Here is a 21497-nt window from a genome sequence, read left to right as displayed (position 1 = left end):
CAGCGATGCGACAGACAAGAAAGGCGCACAGGGCAAAGACGGTGCTTGTTGCCGGCGGCGCGGGTTTCCTCGGTTCGCATCTTTGCGAAGTATTGCTCCGCAACGGCTGGCGCGTGATCTGCGTCGACAATTTTCTGACCGGGCGCATGGAAAACATCATCTCGATCATGGACCGGCCGGGTTTCCGGTTGATCGAGCAGGACATCTGCCGGCCATTGGATCTCGGCGAGCCCGTGGATCACATCTTCAACCTGGCCTGCGCCGCCTCACCGCCGCGTTATCAGGCCGACCCGATACACACCACGCGTACCTGCGTGATAGGAACCCTCAACCTGCTCGAACTCGCTGTCCGCAATGACGCGCGACTGCTGCAGGCCTCGACGAGCGAAGTGTATGGCGATCCGGAACAACACCCGCAAAGGGAGGATTATGTCGGCCATGTGAACTGCACCGGCCCACGCGCCTGCTACGACGAGGGCAAGCGCACCGCCGAAACGCTTTGCTTCGACTATCTAAGGGCCGGCAAGGCCGACGTCCGCGTCGCGCGCATCTTCAACACCTACGGTCCGAGAATGGATCCGGCCGACGGTCGCATCGTCTCGAATTTGATCATGCAGGCGCTCGAGAAGCGTCCGCTGACGATATTCGGCGACGGCCAGCAAACGCGATCCTTCTGCTATGTCTCCGACTTGATTGATGGATTGATGCGCCTGATGAACATCGACCCCAATCCGGGCAAGCCGGTCAATCTGGGCAATCCCGGAGAATTCACCATCGTGCGACTGGCGGCATTGGTGAAGGCGATGACCGGCACCAAGTCGGATCTGAAATTTCTGCCCCTGCCGCAAGACGATCCTCGGCGCAGGCAGCCTGATATTACGCGTGCGAAAACGCTGCTCGGCTGGTCGCCGAGAGTGCCGCTCAACGAAGGGCTCAAGCTGACGATCGATTATTTCGCGGCGCTCGAAGGCACCGGCATCGGCGATCAGATGACAGGCCTTGCCAAAAGGAGACCCGCAGGCGGGCTGCAGAACCTTCCTGCATGACGTGGGCCGCGGCCGGACCTGCCCGGAGATCGTGCGGAACATCCATCCAACCTTGTAGTTTGGCGGGAGGGACCCGATACGGAGGATCATCCTCATGCAACCCAAGCGACCCGCGAAGGATGTCGACAAGATTGCCGAACGCGAGGCGGCTGCCTATTTGCGGCGCTCCTCGATCACCTATCTCGAGTGCTGCGTCAGCTTGATGATGACGCATCTGCAGCGCGAGGAAGTGGCCGCTATTCTTGAGCAGGAAGCAGACATGCTGCGAAGGCTGGATTGATCGAAACGTTACACCTGAGATTCGTCCAGGAATCGTATCAGCCCCGCCCTGTATCGGTCTGCCGTCCCGGCCAGCCTTGCTTTTTCCTGGCCATTTTCGGATTGCGCAGCCGTGCTCCAGAGCCCGATTTGGAACGCCAAATAGCAGGGTTCGAAAAAATCGATGTGGCCATTGTCAATATCGAGCCCCATCCCCTCGACCAATGTCGTCACATCGCTGTCGGATAGTCCATATTCGACACGGGCGCCGGCAATGTCCCACTCTATCGGCTGGCAGCCAATCAAATCGTGTGCCCGGCAATGGTCGACGGCATCTGTCTTGAGCACCGTGCCGTCGGCACAAACGAGAAACTCCCACGCGTGAAGCTTTCCGTCGATTTCCACCCGCTGCAGAACATACGCAGGGGTTTTTTTCGAGAGCCAACGGCGCAACGTCGCCGCTCGGTTCTCGCCCAGGGCTTCAGATGTATTGGAAACAGCCATTTCCGCGAGTGCGAGCAATGATGCACCCGGTTCGCAGGTTCGGAGATTGAGCGCCCGCCAGGTTAGATAGCGCGCCAACTCCGCGACCAGCCTTCCTCTTGGCAGCGGCGCCTGGTCCATCGTGGTGCCGTCAATCCACCGTTCGACCAGAAAGCCGTGGCAAAGCCCGACCACTTGCGATCCGAACCCGGCTTTCCCCAACATTTCCGCGGCTCGTCTCTTACGCCGTCCGGTTTCGCCGAGGCCGGCGAATTTGACGAGCCAGCGACCACACCCCGCGGACGCCAGGAATTTACGCCGCTCGATGCCGCGCGGGCTCGGCGGCCAATGCTTTTCGTCGACGTAGTGGACGCTCCTCCATTCGCCACCAGACAGTTCGGTCAGGCGTAATTCGGGGCTGCCGACCGCCTCGGCCACCCATTCGCTAAGCGTGGGAATGTTCGAGCTTTCGGGGAAGGTGCATTCGAGCGCCGTCGCCACATGTTTCGGACAGCGCGACCATGTCTCCCTGGCCTCCCGTGACGCTTCGATGCCCGGGTTGCCAGGATGGCTGGGAAACAGGTGAATGCGGTCCATACCAATACCCAGTTCCCGCAGCCACGCGACGACGGCGTGCATCGAACTGCCGGACAGACCGGGACCTTCGTCTACAACGGCGAAGCGTGCCGATGGATTGTTCTTCCAGGAAGCGATCGAGCGCGGATCGGCATTGATGTGCCTGCGGAAAGGATGGCCGACCGGACGAACGCTGAACGGCGCCGGCGCGCCAATCGCGGCAGCCACTATGGCGGCAAGCCCCAGGCCGATGCTGCGGATGCCGATCACGCATGTGTTCGCATCGAGACCTGACTCCTGCGCCGCTCCCAAATAGCTTTCGGGATAAAGCGCGTAATGCGCGTAACCCTCGGCAGAACCGGTCAGAACCTCAGCCTCGCAATCCAACCCGTCCAGCAGTTGGAGAAGTCCTGGGTCGATGCCACCGCCCACGGCGAAACCGCTTCGCCACGACTTCGCCACCTCGGCCGCAAGACCAACCAGCAATCTCGCGCCTTGCTGTTGCCGCGGCGAAAAGATGTCGATGCCGCTGGTCTCGAAATCGACATCGGCAAGCGCCCGAACCAGTTCCGATACGCTGATGAATAGTCCAACCAACGCGGCATGGCGTCGGAGGCCACGAGCCATGCGGTCCAGACTTTGAGCAATCTCGCTGGCAGCTTCGCGAAGCCGTTCTGCGCTCTGCCTCCGCTTCTGGTCGCCGTAAACGATCATCGATCGGTTTTCCAATGCTTTGCCTTGCGGCAACGCAGCGAGCGCTGCTTCGATCCATGCTGTCTTGCGCAATTTTTCGGCAGGCCAAGGAACATTCCGGCACGCTGGTGGTTCGGCGGCAGGAACTTACCTTTGAACAGCATAGGGCGGCAGTTTCGTGGGATCGAAAAAGGTTCGTGTCGGTATCGTCGGGGTCGGCAATTGCGCATCCTCCCTGGTGCAGGGCCTCTCCTATTATCGTCACGCAAAAAGCAACGAACCAATCCCAGGGCTGATGCATGCCGACCTCGGCGGCTACCATGTCGACGACGTCGAGATTGTCTGCGCGTTCGACGTCGCCAGGAGCAAGGTTGGCCTCGACGTCGCTGAAGCAATCTACGCCGCCCCCAACAACACGTTCCGCTTTGCCGATGCGGCGGCAAACGGCGTTCGCGTCGAGCGCGGACCGACACTTGACGGCATCGGAAAATACTTGCGCGACGAAATCGAGGAGGCGCCGGAGCCGGTTGCCGACGTCAGCGAAATCCTGCGCAACAGCGGCGCCGACGTGCTGGTCTCTTACCTGCCGGTGGGCTCCGAGGAGGCGACGCGCTTCTACGCCGAATGCGCGCTCGAGGCCGGCTGCGCCTTCGTCAACTGCATACCCGTTTTCATCGCCTCACGTCCGGAATGGCGCCGGCGCTTCGAGCAGCGAGGGCTGCCGCTGGTCGGCGATGATATCAAGAGCCAGGTCGGGGCGACCATCGTTCACCGCCTGCTGGCCAATCTCTTCCGCGAGCGCGGCGTGCGCATCGATCGCACTTATCAGCTGAATTTCGGCGGCAACACCGACTTCCTCAACATGCTGGAACGCGAGCGGCTGGAATCAAAGAAGATTTCCAAGACCCAGTCCGTGGCCAGCCAGTTCGATGTTCCCCTGGAGCCGGGCAATATTCATGTCGGACCCAGCGACCACGTACCGTGGCTGACCGATCGCAAATGGGCCTATATCCGGGTGGAAGGGACGACCTTCGGCGGCGTGCCGCTCAACGCCGAACTCAAGCTGGAAGTCTGGGATTCTCCAAATTCAGCCGGCGTGGTGATCGATGCGATACGCTGCGCCAAGCTTGCGCTCGATCGTGGCATAGCGGGAGCACTGACCGGCCCCTGCAGCTATTTCATGAAGTCGCCTCCCGAACAGTTCACCGACGCCGAAGCGCGGCAGCGCACGCTCGCTTTCATCGCCGGCAAGGACGAGCCTTTGCTGGATGCCGCGGAATGACGACAACGTTCTTTTTGATCCGTCATGCAGCGCACGACAATGTCGGCTCCTATCTTGCAGGACGGATGGACGGCGTTTGCCTTGGCGAGGCTGGGAAGGCGCAGGCCGCGCATCTTGGTGGCCGCATGGCCCGGGAGCCGATTGAAGCCATCTTGTGCAGCCCGCGTGAGCGTACGCAAGAGACGGCCGTGCCGATCGCGCTTGCCTGCGGCGTCGGCGAAATCGCGATCTGCGCCGAACTCGACGAGATCGATTTCGGCGATTGGTCGGGAAAGACTTTCGACGAGTTGAATGGCGATGCCGGTTGGCGGGCGTGGAACGACCAGCGGCAGGAGGCCAGGACACCGAGCGGCGAGACCATGCTGGATGTCCAGGAGCGGATCGTCGCACTGATGAACGCAGTGCGCGAGCGGCATCCGAATCAGTGTGTCGCCCTGGTCAGCCACGCCGACGTGATCAAAGCCGCCGTCTGCAAGGTGCTTGGCTTGCCGGTCGGCGACTGCTTCCGCTTCGACATCGATCCAGCCTCGATCACGACGATCGTGTCGGGTGACTGGGGCTCCAAGCTCCTGCGAATGAACGAAGCTGCCTGACGAGGACTTTCCGGATGCAGATGGTCATTTTCGGTCTCACCGTTACATCATCATGGGGCAACGGCCATGCCACGCTCTGGCGCGGACTGATCCGCGCCCTGGGTCGGCTGGGATGGTCCATCACCTTCTTCGAACGCGATACCCCCTACTATGCCGGGACGCGTGATCTCGATCGGCTCGATGGCGGCAACGTCGTCATTTATCCGGACTGGGAAGACATCCGTCGCGTTGCGGAGCGGGCAATGAAGCAAGCGGATGTCGTCGTCGTTACCTCCTACTGTGCCGACGCCGTGGAGGCCTCGCGGCTGGCGCAGCAGACAGGTCGCGGATTGCGTGTCTTCTACGATCTCGACACTCCGGTCACGCTTGCCCGCATCGAGCAAGGCGAGCGTCCGCCCTATTTCGGACCTGAGGGTCTTGCCGATTTCGACCTCGTTTTGAGTTACACCGGCGGCTCTGCGATCGAGGCGCTTAAGTCGGTTTTAGGCGCGCGTCACGTGGTGCCTCTCTATGGGCATGTCGATCCCGACCAACACCGGCCGGCAGAGAAGCGGGCCGAATTCGCCGGTGATCTGTCCTATCTCGGAACTTACGCGGCGGATCGCCAGGCCGGCGTCGAAAAGCTGCTGGTCCGCCCGGCCGCGCGCCTGCCCGACCACCGTTTCATCATTGGCGGCGCGCAATATCCGCAGGAATTCCCATGGAGCGACAACATCTTCTTTGTCAGGCATCTTCCGCCAGCCGACCATCCGGCTTTCTTCTCATCATCTCGCCTGACACTGAACGTCACCCGGGAGGCGATGGCGCAAAAGGGCTGGTGCCCGTCGGGACGGCTCTTCGAAGCGGCCGCGTGTGGGGCTGCCATCGTCACCGATGCATGGCCGGGCCTGGCCGAATTTTTCGAACCCGGCCGCGAAATCTTGTTGGCGCATGACACCGATGATGTGGTCGCCGCATTGCGATTGCCGGAGCGCGAGCTCGACGGCATTCGAAGGCGTGCCCGCGACCGGGTCTTGGGCGAACACACTTCCGCACGGCGCGCGGCGGAACTGGATCGCATCCTGAACGAGGCCTTTCAAAGATCTCCCGGCGAACCGATGAGGGAAGCGGTCTAATGTTGGGCATCGTACCCGCTGCCGGGCGCGGCAGCCGCATTCAGCCGCTCGGCTTCTCGAAAGAGCTGCTGCCGGTCGGTAGCCGGATCGATGGACAGACCGAGCGTCCATGCGCCGTGAGCGAGTATCTGGTACGGCGCATGGTGCAGGCCGGCGTCGACAAGATTTGCTTCATCATCGGATCGGGCAAATCCGACATCCTTGAATACTACGCCGCCGGCTACGGTGACGCGGCGGCTCTCTTCGTGGTGCAGCCGAACCCCGTCGGTCTGTGCGATGCGATCTTCCGGGCGGCGCCCCTCGTCGCGCCCGACGAGGTCGTCCTGGTCGGCCTTCCCGATACGATCTGGTTTCCCGAGGACGGTTTCCGCCATTTGCCCGACGATCAGCTCTCATTTCTGCTTTTCCCGGTGGATCAGCCGGAATTCTTCGACGCCGTCGTCACCGACGTCCACGAGCGCGTGATCGAAATCCAGGTCAAACGACAGGATGCCGCCACGAACTGGGTTTGGGGTGCGTTCAAGATGCCGGGCCATATCCTGCATCAGCTTGCGGCACTCTGGCGTGAGCGCGAGCGCAGTGACGAATATATCGGCACTTTGGTCAACGCCTATATTGCGGCCGGCGGTACAGCTTTTGGTGTCAGGGCTGGGTCGGACTATGTCGATGTCGGCACTTTCAACGGCTATCGAACAGCTCTGCGGTTGCTTGAAAACGACGCCTCATCCGCGCAGCGCCGGCCCACCATGATCATGCCCGGCGCGCAGTCGCATGTACCCGTCGTTCCTGGCGAAGGAGCCTGAGCCATGCTGCATTCCCATGCCGAAATCCGCCGCCGCATCGATGCGCTCGGCCCGTGGTTCCACAACATGGAACTTGCCGGCGTCGAAACCGCTCCCAACCATTTTCTGGGCAACTACCCGCTGATCAAATGGCGCAAATTTGCCAATGCCATTCCTGCTGATCTGACGGGCAAGGCGGTACTCGATATCGGCTGCAATGCAGGATTTTACTCCATCGAGATGAAGCGGCGAGGTGCTGACCGTGTCCTCGGCATCGATTTCGATGACGCCTATCTGGCCCAAGCTCGCTTTGCCGCCGAGGTTGCCGATTGCGAGATCGAATTCCAGAAGCTTTCGGTCTACGATGTCGGGTCGCTGCGCGAGACGTTCGATGTCGTGCTGTTCATGGGGGTGCTTTACCATTTGCGCCACCCCTTGCTCGCGCTCGACCTGATCCGCGAACATGTCGCCCGTGACCTGATGATCTTCCAGTCCATGCAGCGCGGCAGCGCGGATCTGCCCGAGTTGGAGGAAAACTATCATTTCTGGACGCATGACCTGTTCGACCAGCCGCAGTTTCCCAAGCTGCATTTCATCGAGCACCGCTATGCCGACGATCCCACCAACTGGTGGATTCCAAACCGCGCCTGCACCGAAGCGATGCTGCGCAGCGCCGGTTTCGAGATCGTTCTGCACCCCGAGCAGGAGGTCTATTTCTGCCGCGCAGCCGGGGACCCGGCCGGCGGCGGCGCCATCTACCCCTCGAAAGGACAGCTCCATGATTGAAGCCGCCATGATCTGGAACGAGCCCAACAACAAATCGCATTGGGACCCAGAGCTCGATCCCGATTGGAGCCGCTTTGCCAGGATGGCGATCTTGTCGGCTGACGCAATCGCGTCGGAGAACCCGTCTTTGACGAAAGTACTCGGTGGCATCTCGCCGATAGATCCGGGCTTTATCACCCGCATGAAGGAATTCGGCGTGCTGGACCATGTCGATGCCGTCGCCGTGCACGGCTTTCCGCTCGACTGGAACCTGTGGCAGATCCACGAATGGCCACAGAAGATCGGCGAGATCGCGACCGTCACCAACCTTCCCATCTGGGTCAGCGAAGTCGGCGTATCGACCTTCGGCGCGGAAGAAATCCAGGTTTGGGGGCTCAAGCGCACCGCCGAGTTGCTGATTGGCAACGCACCACGCATCCAGTGGTACAGCCTCTACGATCTTCCGCGCGAATGGGAAGCAACGACGCGGCATCGCGAGGCGGAGGGCTCTTCTTACTATCGACATTTCCACATGGGGCTGCTGCGCCAGGACGGTACGCCAAAACCTGCGCTGGAGGAGTTCCTGCGCTACACGCCCGCAATGGGGCTGGTGCAGTGGTTTCATTTCGAGGACCCCCGGCTGGACGATGCCGTCGCCTGGATGAAGCGGCTGGGCGTCACCAATATGCGCACGGGGCTTTCCTGGGCAGACAGCTTCCGGCCGAACGCGCTGGACTGGTTCGACCGGCAGATGGAGGCACTCGCCGATTTCGACGTGACGGTCACCTTTTGCTTTACACCGCAGCATCGCGGAATGATGCCCCACCACACCAGCCCGCCACTGGCGCCGGAGGAGTTCGCGGAATTCTGCGCAACCATGATCCGCCGCTATGCGCCCGGCATGACGTCCGCTTCGCTCCCGACGCGGCGGGCCTCGGCAGCGTGAAAGTGTCATGCTGCCAATGCATCAGACGCCTGACACATTGGACGAATTAGCGGCATCATCGGCAGGTGGTGCGGCATACGGGACCGAGGCGCAACCAGCCGCGGCGCTCACTGTCCTCAATGTCGCCTACCCTCTCGCACCCGTCGGACCCGATGCTGTCGGCGGTGCCGAACAGGTTCTGTCGATGCTCGATCGGGAGCTGGTTCGCGCCGGCCACCGCTCTATCGTCATTGGCTGCCGCGGCTCCAGCGCGAGCGGTACCCTTGTGGAAATACCGGCTGAAAACGGCGTGCTCGACGAGGCGGCGAAGAGCCGCGCGCAGCAGGCTCATCGCAAAGCGATCGCCGCTGCCCGCGCCCGATGGCCGATCGATGTGGTTCATCTGCACGGCATCGATTTTCATGCCTATCTGCCCGACGATGGTCCGACCCTGGTGAGCCTCCACCTGCCCTTGGACTGGTATCCGGCCGAGGCTCTGCGACCGACGCGCGACGACCTGTGGCTCCATGCGGTCTCGCCCACCCAGCAGCAAACGGCGCCACCAGGGGCCAGACTGGTGGCGCCGATTCCCAACGGCGTTGACATCGAAGCACTGAGCCTGGTGCAGCCGAAGCGAGACTTTGCCCTGGTTCTCAGCCGGGTCTGCCCGGAAAAGGGCATTCACCTGGCCCTGGACGCGGCCAAACAGGCGCGCGTGCCCCTGGTCATCGGCGGCAAGGTCTATCCCTACGAAACACATACGCGCTACTTTCGCGACGAGGTCCAATCCCGTCTTGATGCTCGCCGCCGCTTCCTGGGCCCGCTCGGCTTTAACGCCAAGAGGCGCTTTCTCAACGCAGCCCGCTGTCTGGTCATTCCAAGCCTCGCCGCCGAGACAAGCTCGCTTGTCGCCATGGAGGCCCTCGCCTGCGGTACCCCGGTGGTCGCATTCCCGAATGGTGCGCTTGCGGATGTCATCGAGCACGGCAGGACGGGCTTTCTCGTCAACACAGTCGACGAGATGGCCCAAGCCATTCTTGCGGCGCCCAGCCTGGACGCCGAGGCGTGCCGGGTGGAGGCGCGACGGCGGTTTTCGCTGGAACGGATGATCTCGTCGTATATGGCTGCCTATCAGGCGCTGGCACAACTTGGCACAGATTGCCGGCGCTTCGCTGCGGCACCGTGAGAAAAGCAGTGTTGCGCAGCGAAATCATCGATGACCCCGTAAAATTCGATGCCTTGACGCCGCACTGGTGGAAACTGTGGGAGCAGAGTTCCTCTGCGACGCCGTTCCAATCCCCCGCCTGGCTGGTGCCATGGTGGCGCGCATTCGCACCCGGTGAACTGGCGACAGTCGCGGTCTGGCGTGGCGGCGATCTGGTCGGGCTGGCGCCACTCTATCTCGAGCATGGAACGGCCGGTTCGAAGCTGCTTCCGGTCGGCATTTCGCTCAGCGATTATCTGGACATCCTGGCTGTCCAGGATATCGAGGCGGCGGTCGTGTCCACAATTGCCGAAACGATCTGCTCGGTCGGGTGGTCACAATGGATCTTGTCTGATCTGCCGCAAAACAGTGCCGGTCTTACGATCGCGCATCCCGGTTTAACGGTCGAGAGGCCGGTAATTCATGCAGCCTGCCCCGTGCTTGCTGTTGCCGGCGACGAAACGTTGGCCGGCTGCGTTCCCGCTCGGCGCAGGCGCCAGTTGCGCCGGGCGCGCCAAGCGGCGTCCAGACGCGGCCGGCTCGCGTTGGCGTCAGCTCGGGGTGATCACCAGAACTTCCTGAATCAATTGATCCGCCTGCACCATGCACGCTGGGTTGGACATGGAGGTGGTGTATTGGCCGACCCCGCCGTGCAGCACTTCCATGAGCTTTCACTTCCCTTGCTCGATGCTCACGGTCTGGTCCGATGCTGGTTGCTCGCGATCGATGGCACGACTGTCGCCGCCTATTACGGATTTCACCACCGCGGCCGCGCCTATGCCTATCTCGGCGGCCTCGATCCTGCTTATGCCGAGGAGAGCCCAGGGGCGATCCTGATCGGCCACGCGATCGCGGAGTCGATCCGCGAGGATGCGCGCGAGTTCGACTTCCTGCGCGGCCAGGAGCCCTACAAATACGGCTGGGGCGCCGTTGACAGGTGGACGATGCGGAGGATCTGGACGCGGAGTTGATGTCATGAGTGTGCACGCGCAGCGCCGGACATCGGTCAGACGGGCGGTCGAAGATTGCATGGCCGATGGTGCCTGCGCCGAAGCTGTTCTCGTCAGGCTGGCGCTTCACCTGCCGCCCACAATTGAAGCGGCGGAATTGGCGGAGGTCGTGCTGAAAGTCCGTCCGGCGGATACCGGCGATGCTGAAAGACTGCGAAAGGTCGCTGGACTGCTGCGCCACAAACCGGGCGTCCTTGCCACTTTGCGAGCGACAGGCGGCGCCGTTCGGCATGAACGCGGTAACGGCGAGACGGATATCGCCGTCGTCACGCGGCTGGCCTCGAGTTTTGATGCCGCGGCAGCAATTTCGACAGCCGCAAGTGTCCAGTTAGGATCCCTTGGCGATGACGAGCGGCTGACAGCCATGACCGACGAAATCGTTGAATGGCTCGAGGCGCGAGAATTCACCGGAATTGAACGAGACATTCTCGACATCGGTTGCGGCATCGGACGTTTCGAGCGCGCGCTGTTCAATTCCTTCAAGCGGATGGTCGGCATCGACATATCGTCGCGGATGATCTCTATCGCCTCCGAGCAATGCGCAACGCTCGGCAATGTCGAACTGCGCCAAACCTCCGGTCTCGATCTGGCCGACTTCGACGACGACAGTTTCGATTGCGTGTTGGCGGTCGACAGCTTTCCCTACCTGGTCCTGGCCGGCATGGCTGAGCGGCTTTTCGATGAAATTGCGCGCGTTCTCAAACGGCCGGGCCGGCTCGCATTGCTGAACTATTCTTATCGCGGATCGCTTTCTTTGGACCGGGCCGACATCGGCCGTCTTGCGCAAGCTCACCAATTGCGGGTCGTCATCGACGGCGAGAAGCCGTTTCGGTCATGGGATGGCGACGCCTTCCTGCTTGCTGGGTGAGACGGAACATTACAGCGCGATGCCGGTTCGGGCGTCGGCACCGATCGGTGTCCTGGATTCGAAGGAGGAGATCATGGCATCCGGCGGCAAAAAGCATTTCGGCCAAGGCAGCCAAGGCAAAGGTGCCGGCGCCGGCGCAATGACCACCTTGGACAAGGACAAGATCGAGGAAAACGCGGTTTTGTCCAACCGCGACAGGAAGCAGCATGGCCGAGAGCGCGGGCTGGACGGCAATCGAACCAAGTCCGATCAATTTCAGGATCACGCCGCAAACCGGTTGCTGAAGGACTGACGCCACCGCGCCGCGTCTTGCCGCGGCACGGAGGAAAAACTGTGCAAGGGCCGCCGGTGAGCCTCTCAGCGGCCGACAACGCCTTGTAGTGCCGAGCGCTCATCCACCAGACTTGGATCTAGGGATGCTATCAAGAGAACGTGATGTCTCATTCGAGCGACGATACCACGGATCTGCTTGTCGAGATGGCAGTGGATCGGGAGATTGCTTCCCTGCTGGCCGCCATAGAGCAGGAAAAGATACCAGACCGCCTATCCAAGCTGGCGATCGAATTGCAAAATGCTCTCGTCGAGAAGCATCGGCGAGACGTGAAGAGCTGATTATCTGCGGCTGTCGACCTCTATATCGAGCTGACCATCCGACAGCTGATTTCGCCTTTCTATCAATGTCTGCAACGAGCTCTCCCCGAGTAGCTCAAGGATGTTGGCGCGGGCACGGTTCAGCCGGCTCTTGACGGTCCCTACCGCGCAGCCGCAGATTTCGGCGGTTTCCTCGTAGCCCACTCCTAAAACGCCGATCAGCATCAGCACCTCGCGCTGATGTTCGGGCAGCTTTTGGATGGCGCCGTGAACTTCCTTGCTCTGAACGGTCCATTCCTGGGTAGCTTCCGAAATCGGTCTCGAAGACGCGCAGTCGAGAAGGCCTGGCGCTTCCCGTGCAGCGATCTTGATCCGCGTGTAGTAGGTGTTGCGCATGATGGTGAAGAGCCACGACTTCATGCGTGTACCGGGTTCGAACTTGTCGATGTTGGCGAGCCCTTTGGTCAACGTTTCCTGCACCAGATCGTCGGCATCGTCTGGAACGCGGCAGAAGGTGCGCGCGAAAGCCCGCAGGGCAGGTATCAGATCAACGATGGAAACGTCATTGGTTTGTTGGTCGGCCAAGAGATAGCCTCCGGATGACAATGGTCCAGCTCCCAGAAGAAAGAGTGAATGAACGAAGCCAGAGCTAAATGCATGGAAGTTTGGTTCGTTCCCGCCGTTGGAAACAACTCTTCGAAAATTCCACCGGGCGCGAACACGCCGACTACGGTCTTCCCCCAAACACGCCCACTTCAAAGGAACGAAACACCATGCCGAGCTTCATTCCCGGGAACCTCGCCGGTGCGTTTGGCTGTGCAGGGCATGGACCGAGTCGTGCGGCTGGTAACGCGCAAACCACTGCCTGACAAACCTATTGGCGAACCACGTGGCGAACTCGGCTACCATCGATACATAGCGATAATGGTTGGCCCGGAGGACATGTTAAAGTCGTTGATTTTATCGATTTGTCGGCGCGGGTGAAATCCAGCAATCGGTCGAAGTTGCCGGGCAGTCGGCCAACGACCATGCTCGTCCAGCACTTGCTCTATTCTGCCCTCCGATCGGGCTAAGCCGATGAAATACCGGGTTGATTCACCCTTGACGGCGTCGCCGAACGGCGTGCTGTGGCGTACAATCTGCAGCTGCTCTCCGAAGCTGGCTGTTGCGGTGCTGTGCAACTCGCTTTGGCGAAAATCACGGATGACGATCAGCGCTTGAGTGAGCGCCCGAACCGGTCCTCGATCCGCGACTGCAGGAACTCGAGCCCCATCGAGAGCAGCCAATAGATCATCGAGGCGGTGATGAGCATCTCGATGTGGCGGAACTCGGTCTGGCCCTGCGTGCGTGCGAGATACATGATCTCCCAGACCCCGACCACCGAGACCAGCGAAGAATCCTTCAGCATCGCAATGAACTGGTTGCCGGTTGGCGGCACGATGACCCGCATCGCCTGCGGCAGGATCACCAGGAACATCGTCTGGTTAGCGCTAAGGCCGAGTGCCGTAGCACCCTCGGTCTGGCCGCGCGAGATGCTTTCGATGCCGGCCCGGAAGATCTCGGTCATGTACGCGCCGTAGCAGAGCGACAGCGCCATGATACCGGCCGGCACGGCGCCGATCACATAGCCAATCTGCGGCAGGCCGAGATAGATGATGTAGATCTGCATCAGCAACGGCAAGCCACGAAACAGAGAGGTATAGAAGGTCGCCAAGCCATAGACCACGCCGTTGCGGGAAAGTTTGGCGATGGCGCCAACGAAGGCGATGAGGGTGGCGATGGCGATCGAAATGGCCGAAATGTAGAGGGTCGTCACCACACCCTTCGAGACGAGGAAGCCGATCTTCTTGGCGATGAACGCGAAGGACAAGTCGAAGGAATAGAAAAACAACATTAGCAACACGAACAGCTCTATCCAAACTGCCACAATCTGCTGTTTGCGGCTGAGATACCGCAGCGCGTTCCAGTTCGCCACCAAGATCAATGCGATCAGCACCGCCGAGACCGCCCGCCCGACGTCCGGGTTGGCGGCGAGCCACTCGACCGACCCCGGAACGAGCTTGCCGAGCCAACTCGCTTTGATGCCGAGCCCATACAGGCCGGCGGCGATGGCGGCGAGCACGAAGAACACGCCAACGCGGCGCGCCGCGTCCGGGTGGTTGAGCAATAGTCGGCCGATCACGTCTTCGATCTCCCTGCGGTCAGCGGGCCCGCTCGCGCCACCAATCCTGCGCCTGCAGCTTCCAGTAGGTGAGTTGCGCAACCGCAAGTCCAGCCGGGCCGCCCGCCCAGGCAAGGCCGAAGGGTGCGAACAGCCGGTACCGGTCCGATTGTCCCAGTATGGCTTCGGCGATCAACTTGCCGGCGACCGCCGTGGTGTTGATGCCATGGCCACCAAAAGCCGTGAGGTACCAGACGCCCGGCTGCAACGGGCCTATCTGGGGCATCATGTGCCGGGCATAAGACATGAGCCCGGACCAGGCGAGTTCGGTCTTGAGGTGTTCGAGCTGCGGATAAGTGGTGACCATCTCACGGCGCAATTGCCTCGCCAACACGCCCGATGAGGCTGCCCGGGTGGTGATGCGCCCTCCCCAGAGCAGCCGCCTGCCGTCTTCGACAACACGGTAATAATCGCCTGCGCGACGGTTATCGCCGACGGCGTCGGTCGTCGTAATCGCCTTGGCGATGAGGTCAGGCGCCTCCTCGCTCACCATAACGTAAGTGGCGATAGGCAGGAATGCCCGCTGCAGCCGACCGACCAGTGGCCCCGTATATCCGCCGGTGGCAACTACGGCCTGGCGGGCGCGCACTTCGCCGCTGTCGGTACGCAAGATCTTTTCGGCGCCGTCAAGGTTAGCTTCAACGGCAGCCGTTCTCTCGTATATCCTGCCGCCCAGCCGTTCGATTTCGCCCGCAACGGCGCGCAGATAGTTAAGCGGATGCATGTGGAAGGCGCTGGCATCGCGCAGGCCTTGGTGGTAGCGATCCGAATGCAGCACCGCTCGCACCTGGTCGCGATCGAGATAGTCGAGCCGATAGTCGAAATCCCGCGCCAGTTGCTCCGCATATGCCTTGAGCGCGGCGCCGCCATCGTGGCGAAGCACGCTCAATATACCGGAGCGCGGCTCTGCCGCCTTGATGTCTAGATCGCGGATCGTCTGCCGCACGAAGTCGACGCCTTCGATGGACAGGCGGTGCAGTTTTTGTGCCGCGTCGACGCCGGCCATCGCGGCGATGTTGTCGGTGCCGGTGGCGAAACCGGGATTGACGAAGCCGCCATTGCGACCGGAGGCGCCGAAGCCTATCCGCTGCGCCTCAAGAACGACGACCTGCTGGCCGGCGCGAGCCAGCTGCAACGCCGTCGTCAGGCCGGCCAGTCCGCCGCCGACAACGACTGTCTCGCACTCGGAAACGCCGCTCAGCGGCGGCCTGATGGTGTTGTCGGCAAGCGTGCGTCGGTAATAGGTGTCAGGACATGTCATGATCAATATGATGAGGTGGCCGCCCGGTGTCGTGGAAATGCGGCTGAAACAAAACAGATGGAGCGGGATGTTCAATTGAATGCATCCCGCTCAAGCTTTATCCACGACGCTCCTCAGTCGGCGCTGTAATCCTTGCCGTACCACTTGGTGGTCAGTTTCGCGAGGGTACCGTCCTTCTTCATCTCGTCGAGAATGCCGCCGATCTTGGCATTCCACTCGGCATCACCTTTTTCCGCGATCACCACCAGCGGCTCACGGAAGGCATAGCCGCCTTCCAGGACACGCAACGGGTAGCCGTTCTTTATCGCGTTCTGAGCCGTCTGTTCTGGTGCGATGACCGCGTTGAGGCGCACGCCGTCGCCAAGCCTCAAATCGTCGAACGGCAGCATTGAGTCGGCGAAAGTCCTGATCTCACCTGGCTCCAGCTTGTATTCGATGGGCGGCAGGCCGGGAGCATCGATCTCGAGTTGTCTGCGGATGAAATCCTCCGACGTGGTGGCGGTCTCGACGCCGATGATCTTACCGTTCAGGTCGGCGACCGATTTGGCCGGGCTGTCCTTGTGAACCACGTAAACGTAGGGGCTATAATAATAGATGCCTTCGAAATCGATCACCTTGGCCCGCGCTTTGGTCGGCGTCACCGAGCCGACACCCAGATCGTAGCGTCCCTGCCAATGGCCGCCCGTCATCGTCGCCCAGTCCGGCGTGTCGAAACTGACCTCCACACCGAGGCGCCTTGCGATCTCCTTCGAGACGTCGATATCGAAGCCGACCAACTGATTACTGTCGTCGAGGAAACTCTGCGGCGGCCAACCGCTGTTTGTGGCGACCACCATTGCCTTCTTCGAGGTAACCCGGTCGATGGTTTCACCCGCCGACGCCGCAGACGCGAACGCGAGCGTGGTAGTGGCCAAGGCCAGCCACGCGATCAATTTCCTCACTTGAACCTCCCTCTTCATCGTCATTCAGACATATGCTTCCCAGAGCGCGCTCCCGTAGAGAAACAGCAATTGAGAGCGCGGCATGAGATCGATCTCATATCAGCACACATATCGACGAGGGGATCAAGTCCTTTTTCAAGTAGCCAGTTGTCCTCCGGGGGCGCAAGCATCGGCACCCGCACGGTGCGGCGGAACCCGCGTTTGATGTGACGCGCGTGACTTTCAAGACAGAGGAACGAAGGTCTACTTCAACCTACACAGCATCATAGACAGATGGCGGCACAGGATGGCTTGCTGTCTACGAGTTTCCGATGTTCCGGTTAAGCATGGGTGCGCGGCACACCGGCAGCAGCACCAGCAGGATGATGGCGGAGTCGACCCAGAGGACCCTGTTCACGCCCATCGTGTCGACGATCTGACTGGTCGCTAGGGTACCCACGGAGATGGCAAGATTGAAAGTGAAGCAGTAGATGGCCGTCGCGGTCTCCGCGCTTTCTGGTGCTGCACTCAGCACCCACGTCTGCAGCGTGATGGGCGCCGCGCCATACGCGAAGCCCCACACCAGCAGCAGGATGGTTCCTGTGAGCGGCGTGACCCCGAGCAAAGGGAAGAGAGCCAGCGTGGCGCCGAGCCCAATGACGATGCAGGCCAATGTGCGACCGACGGATTTGGCGGCCCAGACGCCTGCGACGGCGTTGCCAATCATTCCGAGAATGCCATACCCCAACAGTAGCCAGCCTATGCTCCCTGCAGTGACGCCCGAGACCTCCAGCAACACCGGGCTCACGAAGGTGTAGGCACCGTAGTGAGCAGCCACCAGCAGTGCGGTCGCAACCACGCCCGCCAGAAGGGCGGGATTGCGCAATTGCGCACGCAGGGCTTTCACCTCCACAGGCTGCGCCGCCTCCAGCTTCGGAAGCACAAGCAGGGCGGCGAGCAGTATGGCAAAGCTCAGACCGGCGAGAGACCAGAACGCGCCGCGCCAGCCGACTAGATCACCGATGATCGTGCCGGCCGGCACGCCCAGCACCGCAGCGGCACTTACACCGCCGAAGACAATAGTCATGGCGCGCGGCACGGACGGTCCAGGAACAAGGCGTACTGCGATGCTCCCGGCTATCGCCCAAAAGCCACCGATGGTGATCCCGACGAGCAGCCTGGACGCGAGCAGAACGGGAAAGTTCGTTGCAAGCGCTGAAATCACGCTCGCCGCAGCCATTGCCGCGAGCAGGCCCGCCATCAGAATACGCCGGTCGAGCCTCCCCACTGCCAACGGCAAACCGATAGAAGCGAACGCCGCAATTACGCCGGGTATCGTCACCGTGAGACCGCCACTCCCAATAGAGACATTCAACTCGGAAGAAATTGCCGGAATCAGCCCCACAGGGAGTTGCTCCGCAGTGATCATCGAAAAAATACCCAGCGATACGGTGAGCACGGAGAGCCACATGCGAACAGTGGCTCCCTGTTTCTCCTGAAGGGCTGCTTTGGTCAGAGACATGATCACCTCCAGCCCGCAAGAAGGCACTCGACGCCGACGTTTCGGGCAAATGTTAGAGAGACGGATCGGGCAATTGATCCCGGCCTGACTTCAGATAATCTGTCCACCGTGGATTGATAATGGAGGGAAATATGAATGGTGAATTCACGAAACGTGAATGAAAGAGGTGATTGCAGTTGGACCGGCTGACCAGCATGACCGTGTTTGCCAACGTCGTCGGTGAAGGCAGCTTCGCTGGAGCGGCCAAGCGGATGCGACTATCGCCAGCGGCCGTGAGCAAGCATGTCCAAATGCTGGAAGAGTGGCTTGGCGCACGCCTTCTCAACCGGACGACCCGGCGCATCAGCCTGACAGAGGTCGGCGCCTCCGTCTACGAGCGCAGTCTGCGCATAATCGAGGATGTCGAGGAAGTTCGTACGAGCGCGGCCGAGAGCAAGACACGTCCGACCGGCTCACTGCGTGTCAGCGCGCCGATCTCCTTCGGCGCGATGCACCTTGGGAGAGTCGTTGCAGAATATCTCGCGGTCTATCCGGAGGTGTCGGTTGAGTTGGTGTTGGACGACCGTGTGGTTGATATCGTGGAAGAGGGCTTGGATGTCGCGGTACGCATCGCTCCACTCACGGTTTCCAATCTGGTTGCTCGCCGAATCGCGCCCTCACGCGAGGTGGTCTGCGCTTCGCGCGACTATCTGGACAGACGCGGGCGTCCCACAAAGCCGTCGGATCTCCACGACCATGATTGTCTGGACTACGCGTTGCGCGCCAGCCGCGGAAAATGGCGGTTCGACGGACCAAAGGGGGAAGTGGCGGTAAAAATCACTGCACGGATGACGGCAACGAACGGGCAGCTCCTGCGCGATGCGGCGCTGGGTGGAGCAGGCATAGTACTTTGCCCCACTTTCCTTGTTGGAGAAGCCATTCGTTCGGGCCAGCTGGAGACAGTGATGCCCCAGTTCAAGCCGGTAAGCCGGTCGATATACGCGATGTACCCGTCAAGAAGGCATCTTTCCGCCAAAGTTCAAAGCTTCGTGACGCTTCTCGCCGCCCGCTTTGGTGAGAACCCACCTTGGGACAACTTTGGACCATGACGACTGGAATGTTGAGCCCAGAGGCCGCGCGCACTTGCACGGCCTTACTGTGCATGGGACCAGCACCCTGGGCCAAGGGGCGGTGCATATCGAGCCGTCCAGCACCTTTTCGAGACTGAAGCATCCGCTATTTGCCGACGGTCAGTCGCTGAGGCTCAATCCACCGCCCATCCTAAGCGCCGCCACAGCGCAAGTTGTAGCATCTGCGGTGTCTCCGGTTCTCTGCGGCCACCGGCGGAACGGGTTGTAAGCAGGCGCGTTCCTCCAGCGTCAAGCTTGGAGAACATACATGGATGACGAGCTGCGCCTGAAGTTACAAGAGCTGAGCCAAAGCATGCAAACGCGAGCGGCCGAACTTTCGACGCTCGGCGGCAGCGCAGACATAAGTACGGTGATGTCGGGGATCGCCGTCGCTCTGGAGGCGCTACTGGTGATTGCCGAAGAGATGAAAACGCCACGTTCCGGCCCTTCGGTCCTGCCCGACGCTACATGAACATCTCCGATCGTTTGGGAGAGGCTCCAGAGCGAGAGCGCCTACCGCTCACCAGCAAATCGCTCGCCGAGGAACTGGCTTTAATCCACATTCTGGGTTGGAGAGTGGAGAGCGCAATCTACTCGGTGGAGTACTCCAGGTGGGGTGAGCGTCGGCAGAAATGGATTTTGCACTCGACGATGCCTTTTGGGTAATCGAGGACGGCCTTAGGACGGAGGACCACGATGGCTTGGATGGCCGCAATTTGCCCGATTACAGATGAGCAGGCGCTCGTTAATTCGGAGACAGTTGGTGACATCCGGGAGTTTCGCTGTCCGAGTTGCGGCGACTTCAAAATCACGAACTCGGCCACCGCGATGTTCAAAGGCCTATCGGCAGAACAGAAGTTGGAGCGCTTCGAATACGCTAGAGCAATCGCGGGCGACAACGCGATCACAGTGACGACGGAACATGGATCTATCGATACCGAAGATCAATAGAATACCCGCCCGATAAGCCGGTTCCCAGCGCATCTCCTCACTTGCTGCCCTGAGACCATTTGACTGCCGGTCCAGGTAGTGGGCAGTTTGAAGGTAGAAGCTCACGTCAACATGGCCAGACCATTTTTACACTGCCGATCTGCGAGGCCAGCAACGCCTCTCGTGAGGGGCAAGGCATTGGGCATCGAACGTCTCGGACCGGTCGGCGGCGTAAGGCTGGTTGCCTATGATCCTCCTACCGGCGAATGGAACCAGATCTGCCACAGCGCGTCATAGAAGCAGATCAGGTGCGATTTAACGCAAGGAGTGACATCGATGATCAGGCTCCTTCTCCTCCTCGCCATTGCATTCGCCTTCGCATGCGGCGGGACGGAGGCGGCCAAGCTGGATCTAGCCGCGGTAAATCAGGCGCAATTCTCCGCCGGCGACCCGAAAGGGCTCGATCCTGCCGTGCTGAAGGCGCAAATTTTTTTGGATCGTGCGCGCTTCTCACCGGGGCTTATCGACGGCCGCCTTGGAGAGAACTTCGCCAAGGCGGTCAAGGCCTTCCAGGCGTCGAACGGACTGGCGCCAGATGGCAAGCTCACCCAGGCGACTTGGGACAAGCTGATGGCAACCTCCACCAGCCCAGCTCTGGTCACCTATGAACTGAACCGCAAAGATGTACGCGGCCCCTTCACCAAACGCATTCCGGGGCGCATGGAGAGGATGGCTCGCCTGAGAAGGCTTGGCTATCACGACTCGATCGAGAAGCTGGCGGAGCGCTTCCATGTGAGCGAACCATTGCTCAGGAGGCTAAACCCAGGCACCGGATTCAGGAAAGCTGGAACCACGCTGCTGGTACCAGATGTTGGCCGAGGTGAACCTCCCGCCACCATTGCCGGCGTGGAAGTCGACAAAGGCGCTCATCAGGTGCGCGTGCTCGACCCCTCCAATAAAGCGCTTGCCGTCTACCCTGCGTCGATCGGGAGCGACGAGAAGCCGGCACCAAGTGGGCAGGCAGAGATCCAAAGGGTGGTGCACAACCCGACCTATCACTACGATCCCGATTTTGCATTCAAGGGAGTCAAAACCAAGCGGCCCTTCACCATTGCTGCCGGCCCTAACAATCCCGTGGGATCAATCTGGATCGACCTCTCCATCGAAAGCTACGGCATTCACGGCACGCCCGAACCCGGCAAGATCGGGAAGACCTTCTCTCACGGCTGCATTAGGCTAACGAACTGGGATGCCGAGGACCTCGCCTCAATGGTGCACAAACATATGAAGGTGACTTTCAAGGACGAGTGACGCAAGCCGTCGCATCCCTCGATGGTCGCCGA

23 protein-coding genes are annotated in these 21497 nt (G+C 60.9%); 17 read left to right on the top strand and 6 right to left on the bottom strand.

The features are described 5' to 3' along the window. The first annotated feature begins 5 nt into the window (after positions 1-5). Complete coding sequence (locus X751_RS154080; RefSeq protein WP_023744467.1) at positions 6-1046, top strand: UDP-glucuronic acid decarboxylase family protein; 1041 nt, start codon at positions 6-8, stop codon at positions 1044-1046. 94 nt (positions 1047-1140) lie between these two features. Continuing rightward, entirely contained in the window at positions 1141-1326 is a 186-nt protein-coding gene (locus X751_RS154085) for a hypothetical protein (protein WP_023667982.1), read from the top strand. Positions 1327-1334: 8 nt separating this feature from the next. On the opposite strand, the gene X751_RS154090 is transcribed toward X751_RS154085, so the two are convergent. Continuing rightward, positions 1335-3149 carry a hypothetical protein gene (locus X751_RS154090; RefSeq protein WP_245265754.1) on the bottom strand — a complete coding sequence of 605 codons (1815 nt, stop codon included), beginning with the start codon at positions 3147-3149 and terminating at the stop codon, positions 1335-1337. An 85-nt stretch (positions 3150-3234) separates the two neighbouring features. Here X751_RS154090 and X751_RS154095 point away from each other — a divergent pair, with 85 nt between their 5' ends. The 11 genes from X751_RS154095 to X751_RS1000000165530 all read left to right on the top strand — a co-directional run bounded on the left by X751_RS154095 (position 3235) and on the right by X751_RS1000000165530 (position 12212). Next, a complete protein-coding gene (locus X751_RS154095) occupies positions 3235-4338 on the top strand; it encodes a myo-inositol-1-phosphate synthase (protein WP_023736084.1) in 1104 nt (367 codons plus the stop codon). Next, positions 4335-4931 carry a histidine phosphatase family protein gene (locus tag X751_RS154100; RefSeq protein ID WP_023667978.1) on the top strand — a complete coding sequence of 199 codons (597 nt, stop codon included), beginning with the start codon at positions 4335-4337 and terminating at the stop codon, positions 4929-4931. Before X751_RS154095 ends, X751_RS154100 begins: the two co-directional genes overlap by 4 nt. 14 nt (positions 4932-4945) lie before the next feature. Beyond that, positions 4946-6046 (top strand): glycosyltransferase, encoded by a 1101-nt coding sequence (locus X751_RS154105; RefSeq protein ID WP_023699986.1) that lies wholly within the window; start codon positions 4946-4948, stop codon positions 6044-6046. Next, positions 6046-6849 carry a sugar phosphate nucleotidyltransferase gene (locus X751_RS154110; RefSeq protein WP_023667976.1) on the top strand — a complete coding sequence of 268 codons (804 nt, stop codon included), beginning with the start codon at positions 6046-6048 and terminating at the stop codon, positions 6847-6849. The genes X751_RS154105 and X751_RS154110 overlap by 1 nt, the downstream gene beginning before the upstream one ends. A gap of 3 nt (positions 6850-6852) precedes the next feature. Beyond that, a complete protein-coding gene (locus tag X751_RS154115) occupies positions 6853-7614 on the top strand; it encodes a TIGR04290 family methyltransferase (protein ID WP_023687791.1) in 762 nt (253 codons plus the stop codon). Next, positions 7607-8539, top strand: coding sequence for a beta-xylosidase (locus tag X751_RS154120; protein WP_023699985.1), 933 nt, complete (start codon positions 7607-7609; stop codon positions 8537-8539). Before X751_RS154115 ends, X751_RS154120 begins: the two co-directional genes overlap by 8 nt. Before the next feature lie 7 nt (positions 8540-8546). Then, positions 8547-9704, top strand: a complete 1158-nt coding sequence (locus tag X751_RS154125; RefSeq protein WP_023744465.1) for a glycosyltransferase — start codon at positions 8547-8549, stop codon at positions 9702-9704. 8 nt (positions 9705-9712) lie between these two features. Then, entirely contained in the window at positions 9713-10693 is a 981-nt protein-coding gene (locus tag X751_RS154130; protein ID WP_023696375.1) for a GNAT family N-acetyltransferase, read from the top strand. Between the two features lie 4 nt (positions 10694-10697). Further along, positions 10698-11600 (top strand): class I SAM-dependent methyltransferase, encoded by a 903-nt coding sequence (locus X751_RS154135; RefSeq protein WP_023744463.1) that lies wholly within the window; start codon positions 10698-10700, stop codon positions 11598-11600. Between the two features lie 73 nt (positions 11601-11673). Continuing rightward, positions 11674-11892, top strand: a complete 219-nt coding sequence (locus X751_RS154140) for a hypothetical protein (RefSeq protein WP_023741848.1) — start codon at positions 11674-11676, stop codon at positions 11890-11892. Positions 11893-12035: 143 nt separating this feature from the next. Beyond that, complete coding sequence (locus X751_RS1000000165530; RefSeq protein ID WP_023696378.1) at positions 12036-12212, top strand: hypothetical protein; 177 nt, start codon at positions 12036-12038, stop codon at positions 12210-12212. Here the strand turns inward: X751_RS1000000165530 and X751_RS154145 are convergent, their stop codons facing one another. The 5 genes from X751_RS154145 to X751_RS154165 all read right to left on the bottom strand — a co-directional run bounded on the left by X751_RS154145 (position 12213) and on the right by X751_RS154165 (position 18115). Then, positions 12213-12776, bottom strand: coding sequence for a sigma-70 family RNA polymerase sigma factor (locus X751_RS154145; RefSeq protein ID WP_023667968.1), 564 nt, complete (start codon positions 12774-12776; stop codon positions 12213-12215). Between the two features lie 625 nt (positions 12777-13401). Next, entirely contained in the window at positions 13402-14373 is a 972-nt protein-coding gene (locus X751_RS154150) for an amino acid ABC transporter permease (protein WP_023687785.1), read from the bottom strand. 19 nt (positions 14374-14392) lie between these two features. Further along, positions 14393-15673: an FAD-binding oxidoreductase gene (locus X751_RS154155; RefSeq protein WP_023744462.1), complete on the bottom strand. Its 1281-nt coding sequence runs from the start codon at positions 15671-15673 to the stop codon at positions 14393-14395. Positions 15674-15786: 113 nt separating this feature from the next. Beyond that, the gene (locus X751_RS154160) at positions 15787-16614 is read right to left on the bottom strand and encodes a transporter substrate-binding domain-containing protein (RefSeq protein ID WP_023736090.1); all 828 of its coding nucleotides are present in this window, start codon (positions 16612-16614) and stop codon (positions 15787-15789) included. 298 nt (positions 16615-16912) lie between these two features. Further along, on the bottom strand, positions 16913-18115 hold the full coding sequence (locus tag X751_RS154165) for an MFS transporter (RefSeq protein ID WP_023712240.1): 1203 nt from the start codon (positions 18113-18115) through the stop codon (positions 16913-16915). A 176-nt stretch (positions 18116-18291) separates the two neighbouring features. Here X751_RS154165 and X751_RS154170 point away from each other — a divergent pair, with 176 nt between their 5' ends. From X751_RS154170 to X751_RS154190, 4 genes are all read left to right on the top strand, one after another. Beyond that, positions 18292-19203 carry a LysR family transcriptional regulator gene (locus tag X751_RS154170; protein WP_023744461.1) on the top strand — a complete coding sequence of 304 codons (912 nt, stop codon included), beginning with the start codon at positions 18292-18294 and terminating at the stop codon, positions 19201-19203. Between the two features lie 289 nt (positions 19204-19492). Beyond that, positions 19493-19696: a hypothetical protein gene (locus X751_RS154175; protein ID WP_023667962.1), complete on the top strand. Its 204-nt coding sequence runs from the start codon at positions 19493-19495 to the stop codon at positions 19694-19696. Positions 19697-19920: 224 nt separating this feature from the next. After that, a complete protein-coding gene (locus X751_RS154185) occupies positions 19921-20175 on the top strand; it encodes a hypothetical protein (RefSeq protein WP_023699977.1) in 255 nt (84 codons plus the stop codon). A 315-nt stretch (positions 20176-20490) separates the two neighbouring features. Continuing rightward, positions 20491-21465 (top strand): L,D-transpeptidase, encoded by a 975-nt coding sequence (locus tag X751_RS154190; RefSeq protein WP_023744460.1) that lies wholly within the window; start codon positions 20491-20493, stop codon positions 21463-21465. Positions 21466-21497: the final 32 nt, after the last annotated feature.

It is taken from the genome of Mesorhizobium sp. LNJC394B00, assembly GCF_000502555.1.
Classification (GTDB): Bacteria; Pseudomonadota; Alphaproteobacteria; order Rhizobiales; family Rhizobiaceae; genus Mesorhizobium.
Note: the sequence above shows the minus strand (reverse complement) of the source record. Positions and strands in the feature narration are given on the sequence as shown.

Coding starts and splice junctions, on each gene's coding strand:
- X751_RS154080 (WP_023744467.1), top strand. CDS start 6: ATGCGACAGACAAGAAAGGCGCACAGGGCAAAGACGGTGCTTGTTGCC.
- X751_RS154085 (WP_023667982.1), top strand. CDS start 1,141: ATGCAACCCAAGCGACCCGCGAAGGATGTCGACAAGATTGCCGAACGC.
- X751_RS154100 (WP_023667978.1), top strand. CDS start 4,335: ATGACGACAACGTTCTTTTTGATCCGTCATGCAGCGCACGACAATGTC.
- X751_RS154105 (WP_023699986.1), top strand. CDS start 4,946: ATGCAGATGGTCATTTTCGGTCTCACCGTTACATCATCATGGGGCAAC.
- X751_RS154110 (WP_023667976.1), top strand. CDS start 6,046: ATGTTGGGCATCGTACCCGCTGCCGGGCGCGGCAGCCGCATTCAGCCG.
- X751_RS154115 (WP_023687791.1), top strand. CDS start 6,853: ATGCTGCATTCCCATGCCGAAATCCGCCGCCGCATCGATGCGCTCGGC.
- X751_RS154120 (WP_023699985.1), top strand. CDS start 7,607: ATGATTGAAGCCGCCATGATCTGGAACGAGCCCAACAACAAATCGCAT.
- X751_RS154125 (WP_023744465.1), top strand. CDS start 8,547: ATGCTGCCAATGCATCAGACGCCTGACACATTGGACGAATTAGCGGCA.
- X751_RS154135 (WP_023744463.1), top strand. CDS start 10,698: ATGAGTGTGCACGCGCAGCGCCGGACATCGGTCAGACGGGCGGTCGAA.
- X751_RS154140 (WP_023741848.1), top strand. CDS start 11,674: ATGGCATCCGGCGGCAAAAAGCATTTCGGCCAAGGCAGCCAAGGCAAA.
- X751_RS1000000165530 (WP_023696378.1), top strand. CDS start 12,036: ATGTCTCATTCGAGCGACGATACCACGGATCTGCTTGTCGAGATGGCA.
- X751_RS154155 (WP_023744462.1), bottom strand. CDS start 15,673: ATGACATGTCCTGACACCTATTACCGACGCACGCTTGCCGACAACACC.
- X751_RS154165 (WP_023712240.1), bottom strand. CDS start 18,115: ATGTCTCTGACCAAAGCAGCCCTTCAGGAGAAACAGGGAGCCACTGTT.
- X751_RS154175 (WP_023667962.1), top strand. CDS start 19,493: ATGGATGACGAGCTGCGCCTGAAGTTACAAGAGCTGAGCCAAAGCATG.
- X751_RS154185 (WP_023699977.1), top strand. CDS start 19,921: ATGGCTTGGATGGCCGCAATTTGCCCGATTACAGATGAGCAGGCGCTC.
- X751_RS154190 (WP_023744460.1), top strand. CDS start 20,491: ATGATCAGGCTCCTTCTCCTCCTCGCCATTGCATTCGCCTTCGCATGC.